Origin of the sequence: Flavihumibacter sp. (assembly GCF_036676075.1) — a bacterium.
In the GTDB taxonomy this organism is placed as follows: domain Bacteria; phylum Bacteroidota; class Bacteroidia; order Chitinophagales; family Chitinophagaceae; genus Flavihumibacter.
The window spans coordinates 102,498-121,315 of sequence record NZ_JAKFDQ010000022.1 but is presented as its reverse complement, the minus strand read 5'-3'; the positions used below and the strand labels follow the sequence as shown (position 1 = coordinate 121,315).

General features: G+C 44.5%; 18 protein-coding genes. 6 read left to right on the top strand and 12 right to left on the bottom strand.

The genetic code is table 11. The annotated features are described in order from the left end of the window. Positions 1 to 2: 2 nt before the first annotated feature. On the bottom strand, positions 3 to 593 hold the full coding sequence (locus V6M43_RS16985) for a Crp/Fnr family transcriptional regulator (protein WP_332737352.1): 591 nt from the start codon (positions 591 to 593) through the stop codon (positions 3 to 5). Positions 594 to 706: 113 nt separating this feature from the next. On the opposite strand from V6M43_RS16985, the gene V6M43_RS16980 reads away from it, so the two are divergent. Next, on the top strand, positions 707 to 1,942 hold the full coding sequence (locus V6M43_RS16980) for an isocitrate dehydrogenase (NADP(+)) (protein WP_332737350.1): 1,236 nt from the start codon (positions 707 to 709) through the stop codon (positions 1,940 to 1,942). Positions 1,943 to 2,025: 83 nt separating this feature from the next. Here V6M43_RS16980 and V6M43_RS16975 read toward each other — a convergent pair whose 3' ends face one another. The 5 genes from V6M43_RS16975 to V6M43_RS16955 form a co-directional block, all read right to left on the bottom strand. Then, on the bottom strand, positions 2,026 to 2,292 hold the full coding sequence (locus tag V6M43_RS16975) for a hypothetical protein (RefSeq protein ID WP_332737348.1): 267 nt from the start codon (positions 2,290 to 2,292) through the stop codon (positions 2,026 to 2,028). A 19-nt stretch (positions 2,293 to 2,311) separates the two neighbouring features. Continuing rightward, positions 2,312 to 6,100, bottom strand: a complete 3,789-nt coding sequence (locus V6M43_RS16970) for a beta strand repeat-containing protein (RefSeq protein WP_332737346.1) — start codon at positions 6,098 to 6,100, stop codon at positions 2,312 to 2,314. A 20-nt stretch (positions 6,101 to 6,120) separates the two neighbouring features. Further along, on the bottom strand, positions 6,121 to 6,663 hold the full coding sequence (locus V6M43_RS16965) for a hypothetical protein (RefSeq protein ID WP_332737344.1): 543 nt from the start codon (positions 6,661 to 6,663) through the stop codon (positions 6,121 to 6,123). Between the two features lie 21 nt (positions 6,664 to 6,684). Continuing rightward, complete coding sequence (locus V6M43_RS16960) at positions 6,685 to 8,676, bottom strand: T9SS type A sorting domain-containing protein (protein WP_332737342.1); 1,992 nt, start codon at positions 8,674 to 8,676, stop codon at positions 6,685 to 6,687. Between the two features lie 443 nt (positions 8,677 to 9,119). Beyond that, complete coding sequence (locus tag V6M43_RS16955; protein ID WP_039128697.1) at positions 9,120 to 9,332, bottom strand: hypothetical protein; 213 nt, start codon at positions 9,330 to 9,332, stop codon at positions 9,120 to 9,122. Positions 9,333 to 9,474: 142 nt separating this feature from the next. Between V6M43_RS16955 and V6M43_RS16950 the strand changes: the two genes are divergently transcribed. Together V6M43_RS16950 and V6M43_RS16945 are read left to right on the top strand one after the other, a co-directional pair. Next, the gene (locus V6M43_RS16950; RefSeq protein WP_332737339.1) at positions 9,475 to 10,044 is read left to right on the top strand and encodes an RNA polymerase sigma factor; all 570 of its coding nucleotides are present in this window, start codon (positions 9,475 to 9,477) and stop codon (positions 10,042 to 10,044) included. Then, positions 10,041 to 11,147: a S1 family peptidase gene (locus V6M43_RS16945; RefSeq protein ID WP_332737337.1), complete on the top strand. Its 1,107-nt coding sequence runs from the start codon at positions 10,041 to 10,043 to the stop codon at positions 11,145 to 11,147. Before V6M43_RS16950 ends, V6M43_RS16945 begins: the two co-directional genes overlap by 4 nt. Before the next feature lie 131 nt (positions 11,148 to 11,278). Here V6M43_RS16945 and V6M43_RS16940 read toward each other — a convergent pair whose 3' ends face one another. Next, positions 11,279 to 12,175, bottom strand: a complete 897-nt coding sequence (locus tag V6M43_RS16940; RefSeq protein WP_332737335.1) for a sugar phosphate nucleotidyltransferase — start codon at positions 12,173 to 12,175, stop codon at positions 11,279 to 11,281. Between the two features lie 43 nt (positions 12,176 to 12,218). Between V6M43_RS16940 and V6M43_RS16935 the strand changes: the two genes are divergently transcribed. Continuing rightward, positions 12,219 to 13,118 (top strand): 1-aminocyclopropane-1-carboxylate deaminase/D-cysteine desulfhydrase, encoded by a 900-nt coding sequence (locus V6M43_RS16935; RefSeq protein WP_332737333.1) that lies wholly within the window; start codon positions 12,219 to 12,221, stop codon positions 13,116 to 13,118. Positions 13,119 to 13,157: 39 nt separating this feature from the next. Further along, positions 13,158 to 14,066 (top strand): hypothetical protein, encoded by a 909-nt coding sequence (locus tag V6M43_RS16930; protein WP_332737331.1) that lies wholly within the window; start codon positions 13,158 to 13,160, stop codon positions 14,064 to 14,066. Here the strand turns inward: V6M43_RS16930 and lipB are convergent. Continuing rightward, positions 14,050 to 14,766: a lipoyl(octanoyl) transferase LipB gene (lipB, locus tag V6M43_RS16925; protein WP_332737329.1), complete on the bottom strand. Its 717-nt coding sequence runs from the start codon at positions 14,764 to 14,766 to the stop codon at positions 14,050 to 14,052. The two genes, V6M43_RS16930 and lipB, sit on opposite strands and share 17 nt — an antisense overlap. Before the next feature lie 67 nt (positions 14,767 to 14,833). Here lipB and V6M43_RS16920 point away from each other — a divergent pair, with 67 nt between their 5' ends. After that, the gene (locus tag V6M43_RS16920; RefSeq protein WP_332737326.1) at positions 14,834 to 15,901 is read left to right on the top strand and encodes an RluA family pseudouridine synthase; all 1,068 of its coding nucleotides are present in this window, start codon (positions 14,834 to 14,836) and stop codon (positions 15,899 to 15,901) included. On the opposite strand, the gene V6M43_RS16915 is transcribed toward V6M43_RS16920, so the two are convergent. From V6M43_RS16915 to V6M43_RS16900, 4 genes are read right to left on the bottom strand one after another with little or no spacing between them, the layout of a single operon-like run. Next, positions 15,886 to 16,839, bottom strand: coding sequence for a hypothetical protein (locus V6M43_RS16915; protein ID WP_332737324.1), 954 nt, complete (start codon positions 16,837 to 16,839; stop codon positions 15,886 to 15,888). The two genes, V6M43_RS16920 and V6M43_RS16915, sit on opposite strands and share 16 nt — an antisense overlap. 8 nt (positions 16,840 to 16,847) lie before the next feature. Continuing rightward, entirely contained in the window at positions 16,848 to 17,426 is a 579-nt protein-coding gene (def, locus tag V6M43_RS16910) for a peptide deformylase (RefSeq protein WP_332737322.1), read from the bottom strand. A gap of 59 nt (positions 17,427 to 17,485) precedes the next feature. Beyond that, positions 17,486 to 17,896, bottom strand: coding sequence for a Holliday junction resolvase RuvX (ruvX, locus tag V6M43_RS16905; protein ID WP_332737320.1), 411 nt, complete (start codon positions 17,894 to 17,896; stop codon positions 17,486 to 17,488). 32 nt (positions 17,897 to 17,928) lie between these two features. Then, complete coding sequence (locus V6M43_RS16900) at positions 17,929 to 18,816, bottom strand: UbiA-like polyprenyltransferase (protein ID WP_332737318.1); 888 nt, start codon at positions 18,814 to 18,816, stop codon at positions 17,929 to 17,931. Positions 18,817 to 18,818 lie beyond the last annotated feature (2 nt).

Here is an 18,818-nt window from a genome sequence, read left to right as displayed (position 1 = left end):
CATCAAACGATTTTGTCTTTTTCTTCCATTAGCTGTTTTTTATACCTGCTGAAAGTTTCAGGTTCAATATTAAGGAGCGACGCCAGGTATTTTTGTGGCACCCTGTTTATCAGTGATGGTCTCTCTTCCATCAACATCTGGAACCTCTCTTTGGGTGTTTGGATCATCCTTTCGATATCCTGTTTTTCTTTGTAAAGAAGCCATTCAAGGATTATCAGCCTACCCATTCTTTCAAAATTTGTACTGCTGGCATACAGCGTTTCCAGGGAAGAGCGGGTGATAAAACCAAGTGTAGCTGGTTCCATGGTTTCCAACACGAAATCGGAAGGCACACCAGAAAGGAATGAAACACTTGATGACACTAGATCACCCTCCATACTGATCTGAATGGTGACTTCTTCTTTATTGCGGTAAAAATATTTTCGTATGATCCCTTTCTGAATGAAATAAACATGCTGCTCCATTTCTCCGGCCCTGGTAAGTATCTGCTTTGGTGCACAGGTCATTATCTGAAGGTGTTTCAACAACATTTCTTTTTCATCTTTCTTCAAATCAATGAACCGGGAAATATAGGAATAGGCATCATCTGACATGCTAGTGATTCATTATGCAAATCTACTACAATCGTGTATAGGACATTTTTCTCATTTGTTTTTTTACTCATTTACCTTAGGTTTGCAGACTTGCATCAATAAATCAGGCAACTATGAGTACAAAAATCAAAGTAACCAACCCGGTTGTTGAACTGGATGGAGATGAGATGACCCGCATCATCTGGCAATTTATCAAAGACAAACTGATCCTCCCCTACCTGGAACTGGATATAAAATATTATGATCTCGGTATTGAGCATCGCGATGCTACCAATGACCAGGTTACCATTGATGCCGCCAATGCAATCAGGCAGTATGGTGTAGGCATAAAGTGTGCGACCATAACTCCGGACGAAGCCCGTGTAAAGGAGTTCAACCTTCAGCAAATGTGGAAGAGTCCCAATGGAACTATTCGAAACATCCTTGATGGCACTGTTTTCCGCGAGCCCATTGTAATCAGCAATATCCCAAGGCTCGTTACAAACTGGACCGCTCCCATAATCGTTGGAAGGCATGCTTTTGGTGACCAGTACCGTGCAACCGATACGGTTATTAAGGGTAAGGGAAAACTTACTATGACCTTCACTCCTGAGGATGGAAGCACACCACAAACATTTGAGGTCTTTAATTTCAAGGGCGATGGAGTGGCAATGAGCATGTATAATACCGATGAAAGTATCACCGGTTTTGCCCGCAGTTGTTTTAATATGGCGCTAAGCAAAAAATGGCCATTATACCTGAGTACCAAGAACACGATTCTGAAAAAGTATGATGGTCGGTTTAAAGATATATTCCAGGAGATCTATGACAATGAGTTCAAGGCATCATTTGAAGCTGCCGGAATTGTATATGAGCATCGGCTGATTGATGATATGGTTGCCAGTGCATTGAAATGGAATGGCAATTTTGTATGGGCCTGTAAGAACTATGACGGAGATGTGCAAAGTGATACAGTGGCGCAGGGTTTCGGATCCTTGGGCCTGATGACCTCTGTATTGATCACACCAGATGGAAAGACCATGGAATCGGAAGCAGCACACGGAACTGTAACCCGTCATTACCGCGATCACCAGGCGGGTAAACCGACCTCTACAAATCCTATCGCATCGATTTTTGCGTGGACGCGTGGACTCGCTTTCCGCGGCAAGCTTGATGGGAACCAGCCACTGATCGATTTTGCAAATGCATTGGAGGCTGTTTGCATAGAAACGGTTGAATCAGGCAAGATGACCAAGGACCTTGCGGTTTGTGTTCATGGTAATAAGGTGAGTCACGGTGAGCATTACATGAATACGCAGGAATTCCTGGATGCTATTGATGATAACCTGAAGAAGAAAATGGGATTCTGATTCTAAATTTTTAGTATACCAAATTTTGGGCACAAAAAAGCCGCTTCATTTCTGAGGCGGCTTTTTGATTTGTTTTTATTTGTTTAGCGATTTGTCTTTTTGGCATCAGCCGGTTGTATTGAAACGGCATTACGACTTTTTTCTGCTTCTGCCCGCTTAACCTGTTCTTCCTGCTCACGGGCGATCTTGCGCATATTTTCAATTTTACGTTGCATGACCATTTTGTCAGGCATAGGCCTGTTGCTTGGAAGCAGGGCTTTGTCGGCCTTTGAATGTGTCTGGGCTTTGAGGCTATCGGAAGCCGCCACCAGCATGAGCATCATGATTATGTATTTGATGATGTTTTTCATATTAATATGTTTGGATTTATTATTTAACACTAACCAGTACATTGATTTTTCCCACTCCATTTGCATTATAATCCTGCAAGGCTTTTCCAAGAACCTGACCAACTCTTACCTTGTCGGGATCAGCTTTCATGGCTACTCCGGTGAGTGAAGAAGTTACCAGAAGATCACCCCTTTTGATGGCTCCGCCTTCAAGGCAAACTTTCGTGGGAATTACTCCTATAACACCCATTGGAACACCATTGTCCATAGCGCCATTTACGGCATCTTCTTCAGTAAGCAATAATCCTGGTTTTGTTGCATAAACACCTGCCACAAGTGTTGAATATGGGGCAGAGGATTTAACCATTTTGCGATCACCCTCGGTAGATATTTCCAGAACATCACCGGGCTCGTAACTGCTCAGTGAACCTTCCACATTAAAGAATTCAGCAACGTCGGCACCATTGGTTTGTGTACCACCATTAAAGAATGCCTTTCCTGTGCGGTCGATCCTGGCAACATTGGTAGCTCCTACCTGGAATACTGCAAGGTTACCACTACCGGCAACATCTAAACGGGCCAGGAGAGCTGTTCCCATTGAACCACCTTCTGTATTTGCTTCTGCAAGAACACCGATACCTTCGGGTGAATTTCCACGAACACCTGCATAAGTACCGTAGTTGGTACCGGCAATTGCTCCGGCAATATCACTAACGTTCATACCTGAAATTCCTTCACCACCATTATTATGAATACCCCAAACAGCGGCACCACCCAGGCTATTGGCAAAGGCCATTACCCCATTTCCTTTTGTACTGGAAACACTGATGGCGTTATATTGGTCGTTAGATACGATGAGGGCATCATTATAATTGGTTCCTTCGGTTAGGTCAAAAAAGGCAGAACTTCCGTTTTTACTTTTTCCAAATACACCATATCCGCTTTCGCTATATCCATATACACCTGATTTGGTATTTGAGCTGCCATAAACACCAATACCGGTATTTGAGCTTCCAGATACACCCATACCCCCGCCGCTATGTGCACCGAGTACACCATATCCATTAGCAGAGGTTGAAGTTACTGTACCCCTTACTGCTGCTGCCGTAGCGGCAGGAGTTGCATTGGTAATGCGGCCTGCAATACCTGTTGCATTGGCTGCAGAAGAGCCATTGGCACCGGCTACAGCAGTACCATAGTCGGTATTACTTATACCAAACAGATCCGAGGTACTGGCAGCCGTTGTTGTGAAAGGCAGAACGAGTCCGCCACCACCTGCATTATCAGTTGCAGGAGCCCATTGTGTACCATTGAATTTGAGAACCTGTCCACTTATGGGAGCAGCACCACCGATGGCAACACCATTGAGTTTAGCAACTGCCGGATTGGGGAAGGTACCACTAAGATCGCCACCCGCAGGGCCACTGGCAGGAAGTGAAGTTGGAATTACTCCGGCAGCAAGTTTTGCTGCCGTAATAGATCCATCCGCGATTTTGGCGGTAGTTATTGCGTTTGCGGCAACTGTTGGATTGGGATAAGATCCGGTGAGATCACCACCCGCTGTTCCGCTCACTGGTAAAGAGGTTGGGATTACGCCGGGGGCGAGTTTGGCAGCAGTGATAGAGCCATCGGCTACTTTAGCGGTAGTGATAGCAGCATCCGCTACTTTAACTGTTGTTACTGCGTTAGCAGCGATTTTATTGGAAGCAACTGCATTGTCAGCGATCTTGGTGCTGATAACTGCATTGGCTGCAATAGTTGGATTGGGATAAGATCCGGTAAGGTCACCACCTGCAGTACCACTCATCGGCAAGGATGTTGGGATTACACCCGGTGCCAGCTTAGCGGCAGTAATGGAACCATCTGCAACTTTTGCAGTAGTGATGGCTGCATCAGCAAGTTTTGTTGTAGTAATAGTATTTGAAGCAATGGTCGGATTGGGATAGGAACCGGTAAGGTCACCACCCGCAGTACCACTTATGGGTAATGAGGTAGGTATTACGCCAGGGGCAAGTTTAGCAGCAGTAATTGAGCCATCTGCTACTTTACCGGTAGTTATGGCATTGGCAGCTATTTTATTGGAAACCACAGCATTGTCAGCAATCTTGGTGCTGCTAACTGCATTTGCAGAAATGGTTGGATTAGGATATGACCCTGTCAGATCACCACCTGCAGTTCCACTCATTGGCAAAGATGTTGGAATTACACCTGGTGCAAGCTTTGCTGCAGTGATTGAACCGTCAGCAACTTTAGCAGTTGTGATGGCAGCATTTGCGATTGTTGGATTAGGATATGCACCTGTGAGGTCTCCACCAGCGGTACCACTCATGGGTAAAGAGGTTGGAATTACACCTGGAGCAAGCTTTGCTGCGGTAATAGAACCATCGGCGACTTTAACGGTAGTTATGGCATTGTCAGCAATTTTGGTGTTGTTGATCGCATTTGCAGAAATGGTTGGATTGGGATAAGAACCTGTAAGATCACCTCCTGCCGTTCCGCTCATTGGCAGAGATGTTGGAATTACACCCGGGGCAAGTTTAGCAGCAGTGATTGAACCATCGGCTACTTTGGCTGTAGTAATGGCATTTGGACTAATATTCAGAGACGAAATGGTATTGTCTGCTATTTTTGAACCTGTTACAGCTTTGTCGGCGATCTTAGCCGTACCAACCGCATTTGCAGATATGGTAGGATTAGGATAAGTTCCCATCAGATCACCACCTGCAGTACCACTCATTGGTAATGACGTTGGAATAACTCCCGGCGCCAGTTTAGCTGCAGTGATAGAACCATCCGCTACTTTTGAAGTTGTTACTGCATTATCGCTGAGGTTATTTGCAGAAATGGTATTATCAGCCAACTTGGCTCCTGTTACGGCTTTATCAGCAATCTTACCAGTGCCTACAGCATTAGCTGCAATTTTGGTAGCAGATACTGCGCCATTGGCAAGGGTTGGGTTGGGATAGGTGCCAGCCAGATCACCACCTGCAGCACCAGTTGGTGCACCGGAACCACCACCAATGATCAACCCTGGGGCTAATTTGGCTGCAGTGATAGAACCATCCGCAACTTTTGAAGTGGTGATGGAATTGTCCGCAATTTTGGAATTGCCTATTGCATTGTCAGCAACTTTATTTGAAGTGATTGCATTGTTAGCTACAGATGGATTGGGGAAGCTACCTGTGAGGTCACCACCGGCAGTGCCAGTAGCCGAGCCTCCCCCAATTACGATGCCCGGTGCAAGCTTGGCTGCCGTGATGGAACCATCAGCAAGTTTTGTGGTTGTAACAGCTCCGTTAGCCAGTTTATCGGCATTAACCGATCCGTTTGCCAGTTTATCACTGTCCACCACACCATTTTTTAAGGTAGGGTTTGGGAAATTACCTGACAGATCTCCACCAGCCTGTCCAACAGGATTAGCTGATTCGGCCCTGAAAGCAAATGGAACACTGGTAAGCGGTGAGCTACCTAATGCTATATATTGTGATCCACCTTTCGGATCCATTTCCACCTGAAGGTATTTTCCGGAATTGTTTGACCAGTTTACGGATTCCAGGGTTCCTGAAACACTGGTTGCTCCCTGGCTGCCGATGGCAGTAGAAAAAAGACCAAACTGGTTTGTTTCCACCTTTCGGACTTCCTGGTAAACGACTGCACCGTTGGGATTTCCTTCCCTAACAGTAAGCCTTAAACTGATGGACTGGTTACCTAACGCAACTCCCGAAGCGTTTCTGGCAATACCCTGGTAATTGATCTGCTTTGGCACCTGAGCATGAAGTGAAGTGCATAAAAACAGTCCTACCACAAATGGCATAACTTGTTTTATCATTGGAATTGGATTTTGGATGGTTAATCGATCTTAATTATCTTAAATGAACCCTTTCTGACAACTGATCCCTCCACCGGCTCCAGTTCAACATACAGATAGTATCCGCCTGTTGCCAGCTTTGTCATATTTATTGTTTGTGTGTACCCGTACCCGTAGTACTGGAACTGGCTTTGAAACACCCGTTCGCCTTTTGCACTGTACAGGATGCACCTGATTCTTCCGATCTGCCGCAGTGAAAATTGCACCTGCAACAGGCTGCGTACCGGGTTGGGCAGTATTTTTACTTCCCCCGGCGCAAATCCCGGATCTGAAACCATCACCAGCTGCCCCCCAAAATCGGGTTGCAAAAGGCCCTGCGTCACAAGCAATACTTTGTTGTCAGATATCCGTGTGTCAATGCGGGCGAGTTCCCCGATACTCCAGTCAACCTGGTAATGATCGTTTCGGAAGCTTCCCCCCCCGGCATTCACCGCGGAACTGGTCCTTTGTTGCGCTGCCAACCCAAAGGAAATGCAGCAGCCAAGGGCCATCAGGAATAGTTTAAGTGGTTTCTGGAATTTCATGGTTTGGATTTGGATGCTTTTCTAGGGTTTTCTTCTGGTAAGGATCATTTTTTGATTCATCAGTTGGTCGCCCACCTGAACCTGAACAGGATATATACCGCTGCTCCATTTATCAAACCCGTCAAATCCAATCACATTATTCCCTGAACGGAGTGTTACCCTTTTCATTTCCATTAACGCACCGGCCGCATCAAAAATTTTAATGACAGCAAAATCATTGTCTGACAGGGAAGGAATAACCAATTGCATCCTGTCCACTACCGGGTTTGGCGAGATGGTGAAACTTCCAGCCGGCCGGCTTCCCCGGCTCAGGTCCAGAGGATCTGAATACCGGACAGTCCCATCTACCCGAACCATCTTGATCCGGTAATGTACCTGGTTGCCTGCAAGGTTAGCTATATTATCATCTGTTAAATAGGTGGCATATCCGGTACTTCCATTATTATTCAGTTGTTTAACAGTTGAATAGTTTCTGCCATCTACACTCCTTTCTATGATATAATACTTAACATTCTCATTGGCCGAAACATTGAATTCCAGTCGGACCAGTGTATTCTTTAAAGATCCACTTAACTGGATTCGGTTATGGGGTAAGAGTGCGCAAATGGGGTCTTCGGTAATTACCACTGTATCCATTGCATATTGCCCACAGCCGGCCAGCAATTGCTGGCGTACTATATAGGTACCGGGGGTATCCACTGTAATGGAAACACCGAATGTATCACCAACAATATTACCGTCGGGGGTGATCCAGGTATAAGTTGAGGTTGGAAGAGGATTAAGTACGCTGATGGTACTGATCATCTCATCGCCGCAGATCATAGGCAGGTCAGCCGCCGCATCAGCAGCTTCAAAGGTGAAAAAGTCGAAAGGCCCCACGAAATCTTTCAATTCCGCTTCAAAGGAGGCAGACGCCCTTGTTTTTACAAGAATACGTCTGAAGGGCATTCCGCAGGCACCACCACCACCAAGCAGACTGATTGGATCAAGTCCCAGGGTGGTCATATTCACGGAAAATTCGAGGAACTGTTTCGCATCATAGGTGGTCTGGACGGTGTTATTTCCCCTTACTAACTGAAAAGGTCCTGCCCAGGTGGCAAGGTTATTTTGCAATCCCGAGTAGAATAATTCAGTATTATCCTTAGGCCTGATATTGGCGTAACCATAGATCCCCCCTGCACCGTCAAAATCGCCCACCCAATCAAAGTTGGGAGAATTGATTAATAGTGCGGATTGATGAACCCATATCCGGGCTTCAAGGATTTCGAGGCCACTTCCACCGAACTCTGCCGAAAATATCACATCACCCGGAGTAGTAACCACGCCGGTGGTGGCATCAAATTTCCAGGAGGTATGTCCGGCATCAGGGCCATAACCGGAAAATTTACCGGTGGTCCTATTGAAAAAGATATCGGTCTGGTATAATTCAAAATCGAAATAGCGGCTTCCGGAATTCACGTCGATGGCCACTCCGCCAATGAACCAAAGGGAGTCTGCGAGGGTGAGCCCTTCCCCTGCCCGCCTGACGTGAACGAACATGTCGAGGATATCATTCTTTTGGGGAATGTTACCAACAGTTGTTTCTCCATCCCAGGTAGCGGGACTATCCCCGTTTTTATTGGAAATGGTGAATACGGTAGAATCCTGGTCGTGGTAGTCGCGGATAAAAATGGCATCAATCAGCCTTCGGCCACTCACTGTGTCAAAAGGCGGATAGCGCATGAGGCGGAAAAAAGGAAGTTTCCTGAAATTGGGATCAACTGCGTACTGGTCAGTGATAAATTTAGCCCCGGTGGTATCAATAATAAATATTGGAACCCCACCAAGTGGCCCAATTGAAAGGTTGGCAAACCAGTCGTGCGAAAAATTTACACTTTGGGGCAATAGACCCAGGTATGGAGCTCTTAATTCACCGTCAACTCCAAAGTTAGCTTTGTTGGCGGCTGTGGCACTTTGGGAGTATCCCTGAAAAGAAAGAATAACTCCCAACAATATGATTATTAGTCGTTTCATAACATTTAATTGACATTAATAAAATAGTAGAGGTTGAATGGAAATACCTCTGTTTTGTCAATTGCCTGTCCATGAATGACTGGCCACCATCAGTTGGTGACAGGGTGATAAGGTTGGCCTTTTAGGCAGTTTCGGGTAAGCGTGTACAATTGCTTTCATAAGATTCTGATTTTGGACAAAGGATCTGGACAAGCTAACAACGACAGACATTGCCTATTTATTCTGTAAAAAGGAATATTTTATCGGCTTTTTTGACCGTTGGGTAGATTTCCTAAATCCTTGCTAGTAAGAATCCCACCAAACTATGAGTAAGACCACAAAATCAGTCAGTTATGGGCAAAAAAAAGTCGATCCCGGTTAGAGATCGACTAATTTTTAAGCCCGTTAGAGAAAGCCATCCTGCGAACAGGATAGCCCTAACGATTGCTTGCCATATGAAAAACTTACTTTTTCAAAGAGTCAACTACAGCTTTAGCGCTATCAACAGCAGCATTAGCAGTAGAATCAATAGCAGCTTTAGCGCTATCAACAGTAGCAGTTACAGCTGAATCAACTGCATTAACAGTAGAATCTGCGATTTCTTCAGTTGTGTCAGCAGCGTTGTTACAAGCAGCGAAAGCGGCGGCGATAGCCAGAACAGCAAAAAACTTTTTCATGAATTTTTTTTTTGTGTGTTTGAATGAATGATTTGCAGCTTTATACCCGAATGGGTTAAAAGGTAACCCTGCCATCTTAAAATATTTTTTCAGCGTTGATTACGGGTTACTATTTGTTATTTTGAGTATTAAACGAAGCAGTGTGACCACAGATCCAATAGAAAGAGAATTGTTAATGGGACTGGCCAGGAATGAAAGCAAGGCGACGGAAACCATTTATAAGCAACATTATAATATGGTACAGGCGATGATTATTAATAATAGTGGTACAGCTGATGATGCCAGGGATATTTTCCAGGAGGCCATCATGGTTGTATATGAGAAGGCCAAAAGTCATGAATTTGAATTACACTGCCGCCTGAAGACATATATTTATTCTGTTGCGAGAAGGTTGTGGCTCAAAAGGTTACAGCAAATAACGAGGTTTTCATCAGAGGTAGAAGAAGTTGCAGAATCGGTACCTGTGGAAGAGGAATTAGAGCAGCATGAACTTCAGAACCAGGCCTTTCAAATGATGGAAAAGGCAATGCATAGTATTGGTGAGCCCTGTAAAAGTCTTTTGGAGGCGTATTATATACATAGGAAGAATATGGCGGAAATAGCGGGGGATTTTGGGTATACGAACGCAGATAATGCCAAGAACCAGAAGTATAAATGTTTAACCCGCTTAAAGAAACTGTTTTTTGCGCAATATAAAAACCAGGCAGTATGATGGAAGATGTGCAGTTATTGGAGGCAATTGAAAGGTATATCCAGGGCGAAATGAACGCCCAGGAGAAGGAATATTTCGAAGAGCTTCGCAGAACCAATCCGGAAATTGATCAACTTGTTGTGGAGCAGACCCATTTTCTCCGTCAGATTGGCAATTACAGTGACCGAAAGGCATTTCGTTCCCTTTTGCAGGAAACGCATAGCAAGCTCCTTGAAAACGGTGAAATTAAAACTGAATCACCGAAAGTAAAGGTTATGCAGTTGGTGGACAAGTATAAGCGGGTATTGGCTTTGGCTGCATCAATTGCGGGATTAACAGCCCTTGCCATCAGCGGGCTTGTATCTTACCTCACGCCAAAAAGTAGTCCGGTTGAGATTGCCCAGCTCAAAAAAGAAATAAATGCGGTAAAGATCTCCCAGAAGAAGACCCAAAACGAGATCAACACTTTTAAAACAGCCGATAAGCCTGCTGAATTCCGTCCGGCGCAGCCGGGAAAATTCGGCGGTACCGGATTTCTGATCGATGGCAAAGGGTACCTGGTAACATCTGCCCATGTGGTGGCCAAAGCGGATTCTATCTATATAATCAATACGAAAGGCCAGTATTTCAAGGCTAAGACCCTTCATGTGAATGACAATACTGATATCGCCATCCTTAAAATAGTAGATGATCGTTACCAGCCCATCCGGCTTCCTTATGGAATAAGGAGGGCAAAGGCTGAGCTTGGAGAGCAGATCTTTACGCTGGGCTTCCCCCGTACAGAGATCGTTTATAATGAAGGTTATCTCAGTGCAAAAACAGGTTTCAATGGAGATACAATAGCTTACCAGATCGCGATCTCAGCCAACCCGGGAAATTCCGGCGGACCTATTTTCAACCATGCGGGCGAAGTGATCGGGGTGTTAAGTGGTAAGCAGTTGACAGCTGAAGGAGTTGTTTTCAGCAGCCAGAGTAAGAATATTTTCCAGGCTTTGGAAGCAATAAAGGCAGATACCACAGCAGTAACGATCAGGATGCCAACGCAATCAAACGTGAAGGGGATTGAACGTGTTCAGCAGATAAAAAAGATCGAGGAATGCATCTATAACGTAATGAGCTATTGAGTTTGAGGATATGTTTCGATTATGTTTCGAGTATACTTCGACCAGTCTTCTCCCCCGCTAACTGAATAAACATATAAATAAAAAAAACTGGCGTATCATCATGATAGCGCCAGTTTTTTTGTGCAATAAGCTTATCCCCATAAGCTCTGCGGGTACTCCCCTTTTTCTACGAGGGCATCAAGGCTGGCCTGAACACTTGGCGCGTCTTCTTTATAAGTAACCCCAAACCAATCGGCACTGGTGGCGATCACCGGGATCACCCCTTTTCCGGATTTGGAGAATTCATCAGCTACAATAGGTATAAAAAATTCTGCCTTTGGATTTTCTTTATTGACATTCACGAATTCACGGAACATATCGTGGCTGATGGCAAAAATGGAAGGGTGGAAACACCAGAAATTCATGGATACACTGCTATCCAGCGGCAGTTCATGAGGTTCCATGCCATCATCACAGGTGATTTTTCCATCCCGCAATGCGATGTTCAATCGCTCGGCAATTGACTTAAGATTGCCTTTTTCATCAAGTCTGCAAACGCCCCTATTAACCGTTCCGTGGTCAGAAAGGGTTTTGAGCAATTCATAACCAATAATAGCATAGGTGCGTTCATTACAATCATTCACCAGAAAATTATATGCCTTTTCAAATGCATCCCTGCCATAAAAATCATCTGCATTAATAACCGCAAAAGGTTCCTGAACGGCAGATTTTGCACACAATACAGCATGAGCTGTACCCCATGGTTTGGTACGATCAGCCGGAACATCGCCTTCAACATAGGCATTCAGGTCCTGGAATACATACTCCACATTTATTTTCCCTTCCAATTTGGAGCCGAATTGTTCCCGGAAATTCTGTTCAAAGTCTTTTCTGATAATAAAAACCACTTTTCCAAAGCCGCTTCTGATCGCATCATAAATGGAATATTCCATTATTGTTTCACCACTTGGACCAAATCCCTGTATCTGTTTGAGGCTACCATACCTGGAAGCCATTCCGGCTGCCAGTATCACGAGTGTTGGTTGCATTGTTCTAATTTTGAGTTTGAGGGCACGAATATAATATACCCCGATGAATATACCCCTTCCCCTTCATAGTATCCCAATACAATCGTTCAGGTACTCAGCATTGCAATCGGTTGAAACTGATATCCTCCGGCTTGACCAGCTGCATCCGGTTGTTTCAGGAAATAAATGGTTCAAATTGAAGGTTTACCTTCAGAATGCCATCCGGGAGGGCAAGGAAGGCATTTTGAGTTTTGGCGGGGCCTGGTCGAATCACCTTGTTGCCCTGGCCTTTGCAGCACGGGAGGCGGGACTGGGCTCCCGCGGAATTGTGCGCGGAGAAGAAGGAGTAAAATTATCGGATGCCCTAACCGAAGCCAGATCATATGGTATGGAACTGGTTTTTGTGAGCCGGGATGCCTATCGCGATCCGCAAATCCTGCAGAATGATCCTTCCCTGCTACCTCCTGACTGGCTGGTGGTGCCTGAAGGAGGCCGGGGACCGGAAGGAATTGCCGGGGCTGAAACCATACTATCTCTTGTGCCTGATTTAGCAGTCTATACGCATATCTGTTGTGCCGTAGGTACCGGCACCATGCTTACCGGGATCTGCAATGCCGCTCTTCCACTCCAGGAAATTATAGGGATCAGCAGCCTGAAGGGAAATGACCAGTTAAGCGCTTCTGTACGAAGGAGCCTGCGTGATGCTAACCGTAATTTTAGGATATTATTCGATTTTCATTTCGGTGGATATGCCAAACATCCTCCGGAGCTCATAGCGTTTATGAATGAATTTTATGCCGCCACTTCCATCCCGACTGATATTGTATATACTGCGAAAATGCTATATGGTGTGGATAAATTAATTCGGGAGCACTATTTCAAAAAGGGGTCGCGGCTGCTATTGATTCACAGTGGTGGATTACAGGGAAACCGATCATTAATGCCCGGTGAGTTGATATTTTAACGTCTGATTACCATCAGTGCTATCTTATATTTGTCACCGATGGCAAGTATTAATTCTATGATGATCAGGCTGGGATTACTTTTATTGTTGGCAACCTGCGCACCACAATTATGGGCCCAGGACACACTTCCTGCGTTCAATGTGGTATTACGTTCAGGCAATAAAGTGCTGGTTAGCTGGACCAACCCCTATGGCAAAAAAATCCGTCAACTTAGTATTCAACGTTCAGCAGATAGTCAGCGCTTATTCAAGACCATCATGACCATACCTGATCCTACCGTTCTGCAGAATGGTTATCTTGATTCACGTTCGCCTGATACCAGTCAGTTTTACCGACTCTATATATTACTTGACAGTGGTCGTTATGTTTTCAGCAAAAGCCAGAAAGCAAAAACTGCTGCTCCTTCACGCGTTGTGGACAAAAATGAACCTGCAGTTATTAAAAATGAGAAGAGTCCTGAGGTTTCCACCGTTCCCGAAAAGAAGGATCCTTCCAGTAGAACTGAAGCACCCACAGTAGTAAAGCCTATTCATTATTATACAGTAAAAAGAGCAGATACTATTAAGGGCAGGATCCCAGATACTGAACTCCGTAAATTTCGTGATTCTATCAGCTATCGCACGAAAGACACGCTTCTGGTTTCTCATCCCGATACCATATATATCAGACCTTTTGTTCCCCGCGATGTATTCAGGCCATCCCCCTATATATTCACTGACAGAAGGGGATTATTGAATATCCAGTTACCCCAGGCAGGGCGAAAGAAGTACAGGGTATCCTTTTTTGAAGCAGACAAATCCCCCTTATTTGAGATCAGGGAGGTTACCGAAAAGGTTTTGATCATGGAGAAATCGAATTTCATGCATGCTGGCTGGTACCATTTTGAACTTTACGAGGATGGTGTGCTTCTTGAAAAAAACCGCTTTTATATCAGTAAAGATTTCTGATAATGTTGGTGTCAATCGTTTGTAACCTGATCTGGAAGACAGTTTCAAAACTTCTTTTAACTATTTGTTTCACCTCTTCCATATCGGGTGTTTGCCCCAATTCCTTTTCCAATGAAGTAACTGCTTTCTGTTTTATACCGCAGGGAACGATATGATCGAAATAGCTGAGGTCGGTATTTACATTAAATGCAAAACCATGCATTGTGATCCACCTGCTGCAGCGGACGCCCATGGCGCATATCTTTCTTTCTTTGCCTTGAACTTGCGGGTCGAGCCAAACCCCTGTTTCGCCTGCTGACCGCTCCCCTTTCAAACCATAAGCTGCCATGGTGAGGATGATCACTTCTTCGAGGTTGCGCAGGTATTTCCCGATATCGGTATAGAATTTTTCGAGGTCAAATATTGGATATCCCACCAGTTGCCCGGGACCGTGAAAAGTAATATCACCACCCCTGTTCGTTTTAAAAAATGCGATCCCTTTTTCTTCACGCTCAACTTCTGAAATCAGCACATGTTCCATGTGCCCGCTTTTGCCCAGGGTATAAACGGGAGGGTGCTCTACAAATAAAAGGTGATGTTCCGTATTGCTGGCTAGTCCACTACCCTTTTTAGTTACATTAGACAGTAGAAGATCCTCCTGCATATCCCAGGCCTGCTGATAATCCATTTGCCCCAGGTCTTTAAACAATACATCCTGCATCCTGCAAAATTAGCGTAAGGCTGGGTGCAGATGCCTATTTTTGCGAAAATTAGTTTGAAACATGGTTATGGCGCATACAGAAGATGAATCAGAAGAACAGCAGGATTTCACAGAAGAACTGTATGAGCAACATACTATCCGAATTGATGCGGGACAGGAACCTTTACGGATCGATAAATTCCTGGTGGCCCGTATCGAGTATGCTACCCGTAATAAAGTTCAGAAGTCAATTGATGCGGGCAGGGTACTGGTAAATGGCAAAACCGTTGCAAGCAATTATAAGATAAGGCCGGCTGATGAGATAGTAGTTTACTCCCACCGGGAGAAAAGAGGTGAGCATATAGTTCCGGAGGAGATGCCCCTTAATATTCATTACGAGGATAATGATATTATTATCATTAATAAGCCGGCTGGATTGGTGGTGCATCCGGCATCAGGAAATCCTTCCGGTACGCTGATCAATGGAGTTGCATGGTATTTACAACAGCAGAACAAGGATATCACGGAAGAAAACCTGCCCCGCTTTGGCATGGTGCATAGGATAGATAAAAATACCAGTGGCCTGATGGTATTAGCTAAAAATGATAAAGCGGTCACCTCCCTTGCCAGGCAATTTTTTGACCATACTGTTTTTCGCCGTTACATTGCTTTGGTATGGGGTGATCCTGCTGAAGAGGAAGGCACAGTGGTTGCACACATTGGCCGGCATAAAAGATTCCGTAAACTATTTGATGCATATCCGGAAGGGGAATATGGCAAAGACGCCATCACCCACTACAAAGTGTTGGAACGCTTTGGATATGTAACGCTTGTGGAATGCAGGCTGGAAACGGGCAGAACCCACCAGATCAGGGTACATATGCAACATATTGGTCATCCTCTCTTCAATGATGATTTTTACGGAGGCGACCGGATTGTAAAAGGGACGGTTTATACCAAATACAAACAATTCATTGAAAACTGTTTCAATACCTGTCCAAGGCATGCGCTACATGCAAAGAATATCGGGTTTAAACATCCTGGCACCGGTGAACATGTATTATTTGAAAGTGAGCTTGCAACTGATATGCAACTACTGATAGAGAAATGGCGGAATTATGTAAAATTCAAGGGGATCAGTCATTCCGAAAGCTGAAAGATGGTGGCTGTAAATATGCCCCTTTCTCTTTTTTTGGTGGCTACTTTCCAGTTTCCGATATAGCGGATTGTTATGGGAACCAGGAGATCATTGATTTTTCCCATCTCAACTTCCATTTGTACATTAAAGTCATAGATGCCTGTATTATAGCTCATATCATAGGTGCGTGCGATAATGCGCATATCGGAAGCATCAAACCATGTATTGATCTGGTTAATAACTATACTGCTTCTTTCAGCATCGGTAAGATTGGGGCGGGGCGTTATTTTAAAAGTATAAGCGTTACGCCCCTGGTAATACTCCATATCCATTTCAAAGTTATAGAGCCGGGCCATGGGTAATTCGTAGATATTGATCTTATTACCAATAAATGGAATACCTGGAATTTTGCGTCCGGGATTAAAGAACAACATTTTCAGTTGTTCTTTATGCTTATGGAGTCCTTTCTTTTTTTTGAGACTGAGCTCTGCTTCTGCAACAGATTGTTGGGCACCACAAACCATACCTTCTGTAAAAAACAAAGCCGCATACATTTCTGCTGTGTAGTAGTTCCATTCATTTTTCCTGTTTTTCAGGTCACCTCCTATCGTCTCTTTCAACACCTCCATCTGGCGGCAGTCTCTGTCAACTCTTTGCCGAATGGTGCTTTCAAGGGAAGCTATGACCTTTCCCTTCTTATCCATCATCCTGATATCATTGATGGAAGAATAATTCAGCTGGCGCAGGTTTTTGAAGGCACGGTAAAAGCTGGTATCGAATTGAATCCGTCTGATAAAAGAAGGAATGTCCATATTATTCCGTACAACAACTTCTTTCAATGTAACCACTTTCTGATCAACCAATATGGTAGTATCCTGGGAATGGAGCGGTGCGATAGCAAATAACAAAACACCTCCCATCAGTATTTTCAGGGCAGGTATTCTATTGAGTTTCATTAGGGAAATTATTTATAGAACATCATTCGGTAATCAACGCGCACTTTACCTTTAGAGATATCATCTAATTTGCTTTTGAGCAATTTACGTTTCAGTGGTTTAAGATGATCAATAAAAAGTTTGCCATCAATATGGTCGTATTCATGCAGGATTACGCGTGCGGTAATTCCGGTGAAGGTTGTTGATTGAGGCTGAAAATTTTCATCAACATAATCCAGTGTAACTTCTTCGGGGCGGAATACATCTTCGCGAATCTTCGGAATACTCAGGCATCCCTCATTATAAGGCCAATCATCACCATTGAGTGTTTTGATATGTGCATTTATAAAGACCTGCTTAATACCAGCATCACCCGGGTATTCAGCTTTTTCTTCGTCGTCGAGATTTTCAAATATTTGCTTACTATCCACTACAAACAATCGGATATCGCGGTTGATCTGTGGTGCTGCCAGTCCTACTCCATTACTATAATACATAGTCTCCCACATATCTGCGATCAGTTTTTCCAGTTCGGGGTAATCTGCTGATATATCCTTTGCTACCATCCTCAGTACGGGATGTCCATATGCCACTATTGGTAGAATCATCTGCTATTTTAATTAAACGATTTGCAAAGTTAGGAAAAGAACCTGAAGAAGAGGGAGGCTTAGGCGCGCCCCAGCCATTCCTGGAGCATAATTGTAGCGGCGATCTCATCTACCAAAGCTTTATTACGTCGGTCCTTTTTTTTCATCCCACTCTCCAGCATACTCTGTCTGGCCATTTTTGATGTATATCTTTCATCCACTTTGGTAATGGGCATCTGGGGAAAATTCTTCTTAAGATCTTTAATGCAGGCTTCCACCAATGGTGTGGCATGGGTATCAGTATCATCCCAGTTTTTGGGTTCGCCAATGATGATGCGTTCAACTTCCTCCTGTTCAAAATATTTTTTAAGAAACGGTATCAGCTCTTTGGATGGAACGGTTGTAAGTCCGCTGGCAATGATCTGAAATGGATCTGTTACCGCTATGCCTGTTCTTTTGCCACCATAATCAATTGCGAGCACTCTTGGCATGAAGGTTTATTGGTTTAGTTGATGTTATTGAATTAACGAAGGAAGAGGTCGGTAATAACTAATATTGAGAATACAACACTGGCAATTCCGTTGGCTGTCATGAAAGCAATATTAACGCGTGAAAGATCGTCTTTGCTTACAATGGATTGCTGGTAAATCAGCATGCCCGTAAATACGGCCACGCCAGCCCAGTATAACCAGCCAAACTCGCCATATATACCGGCAATGATCACACTGGTAGCGCTCAACAGGTGCAGAAGGCGTGAAACGAATAATGCTTTAGCCCGGCCCAGGGCAGCCGGAATGGAATGCAATTGCTGGCTGCGATCAAAATCTTCATCCTGCAAAGCATAAATAATATCAAATCCACTAACCCAGAATATGACGGCAAAGGAGAAAAGTATTGGGAGCCAATCAAATTGTCCGGTGACAGCCAGGTAAGCCCCGATGGGTGCCAGTGAGAGTCCAAGCCCCAAAACCAGATGGCAAAGTGCGGTGAATCTTTTGGTGAAACTATACCCAAGAACTACCAGCAATGCAACCGGGGAAAGGTAAAAGCAAAGGGCATTAATAAAATAGCATGTTGCCACAAAAAGGAGGCTGTTAAAAATTGTGAAGAGCAGGGCTTTATCGGCACTGATTATGCCTGCGGGAATTTCGCGTATTGCTGTTCTGGGATTCTTCGCGTCAAAATGCCTGTCGAGATACCTGTTAAAAGCCATGGCGGCACTGCGGGCAAAAACCATACAAAGTATTACAAGAATAAATTTCAGGATGGCGGATTTGTAATCCTGTGTGAGGAAGCCGAAATACCCTGTGGCGCCCGTTGCTGCAAGAAAAAAACCGATCATGGCAAAAGGCATTGCGAAAATGGTATGCGAAAATTTAATGAGGCTTAAATAATTCCGGATAGCTGTCATAA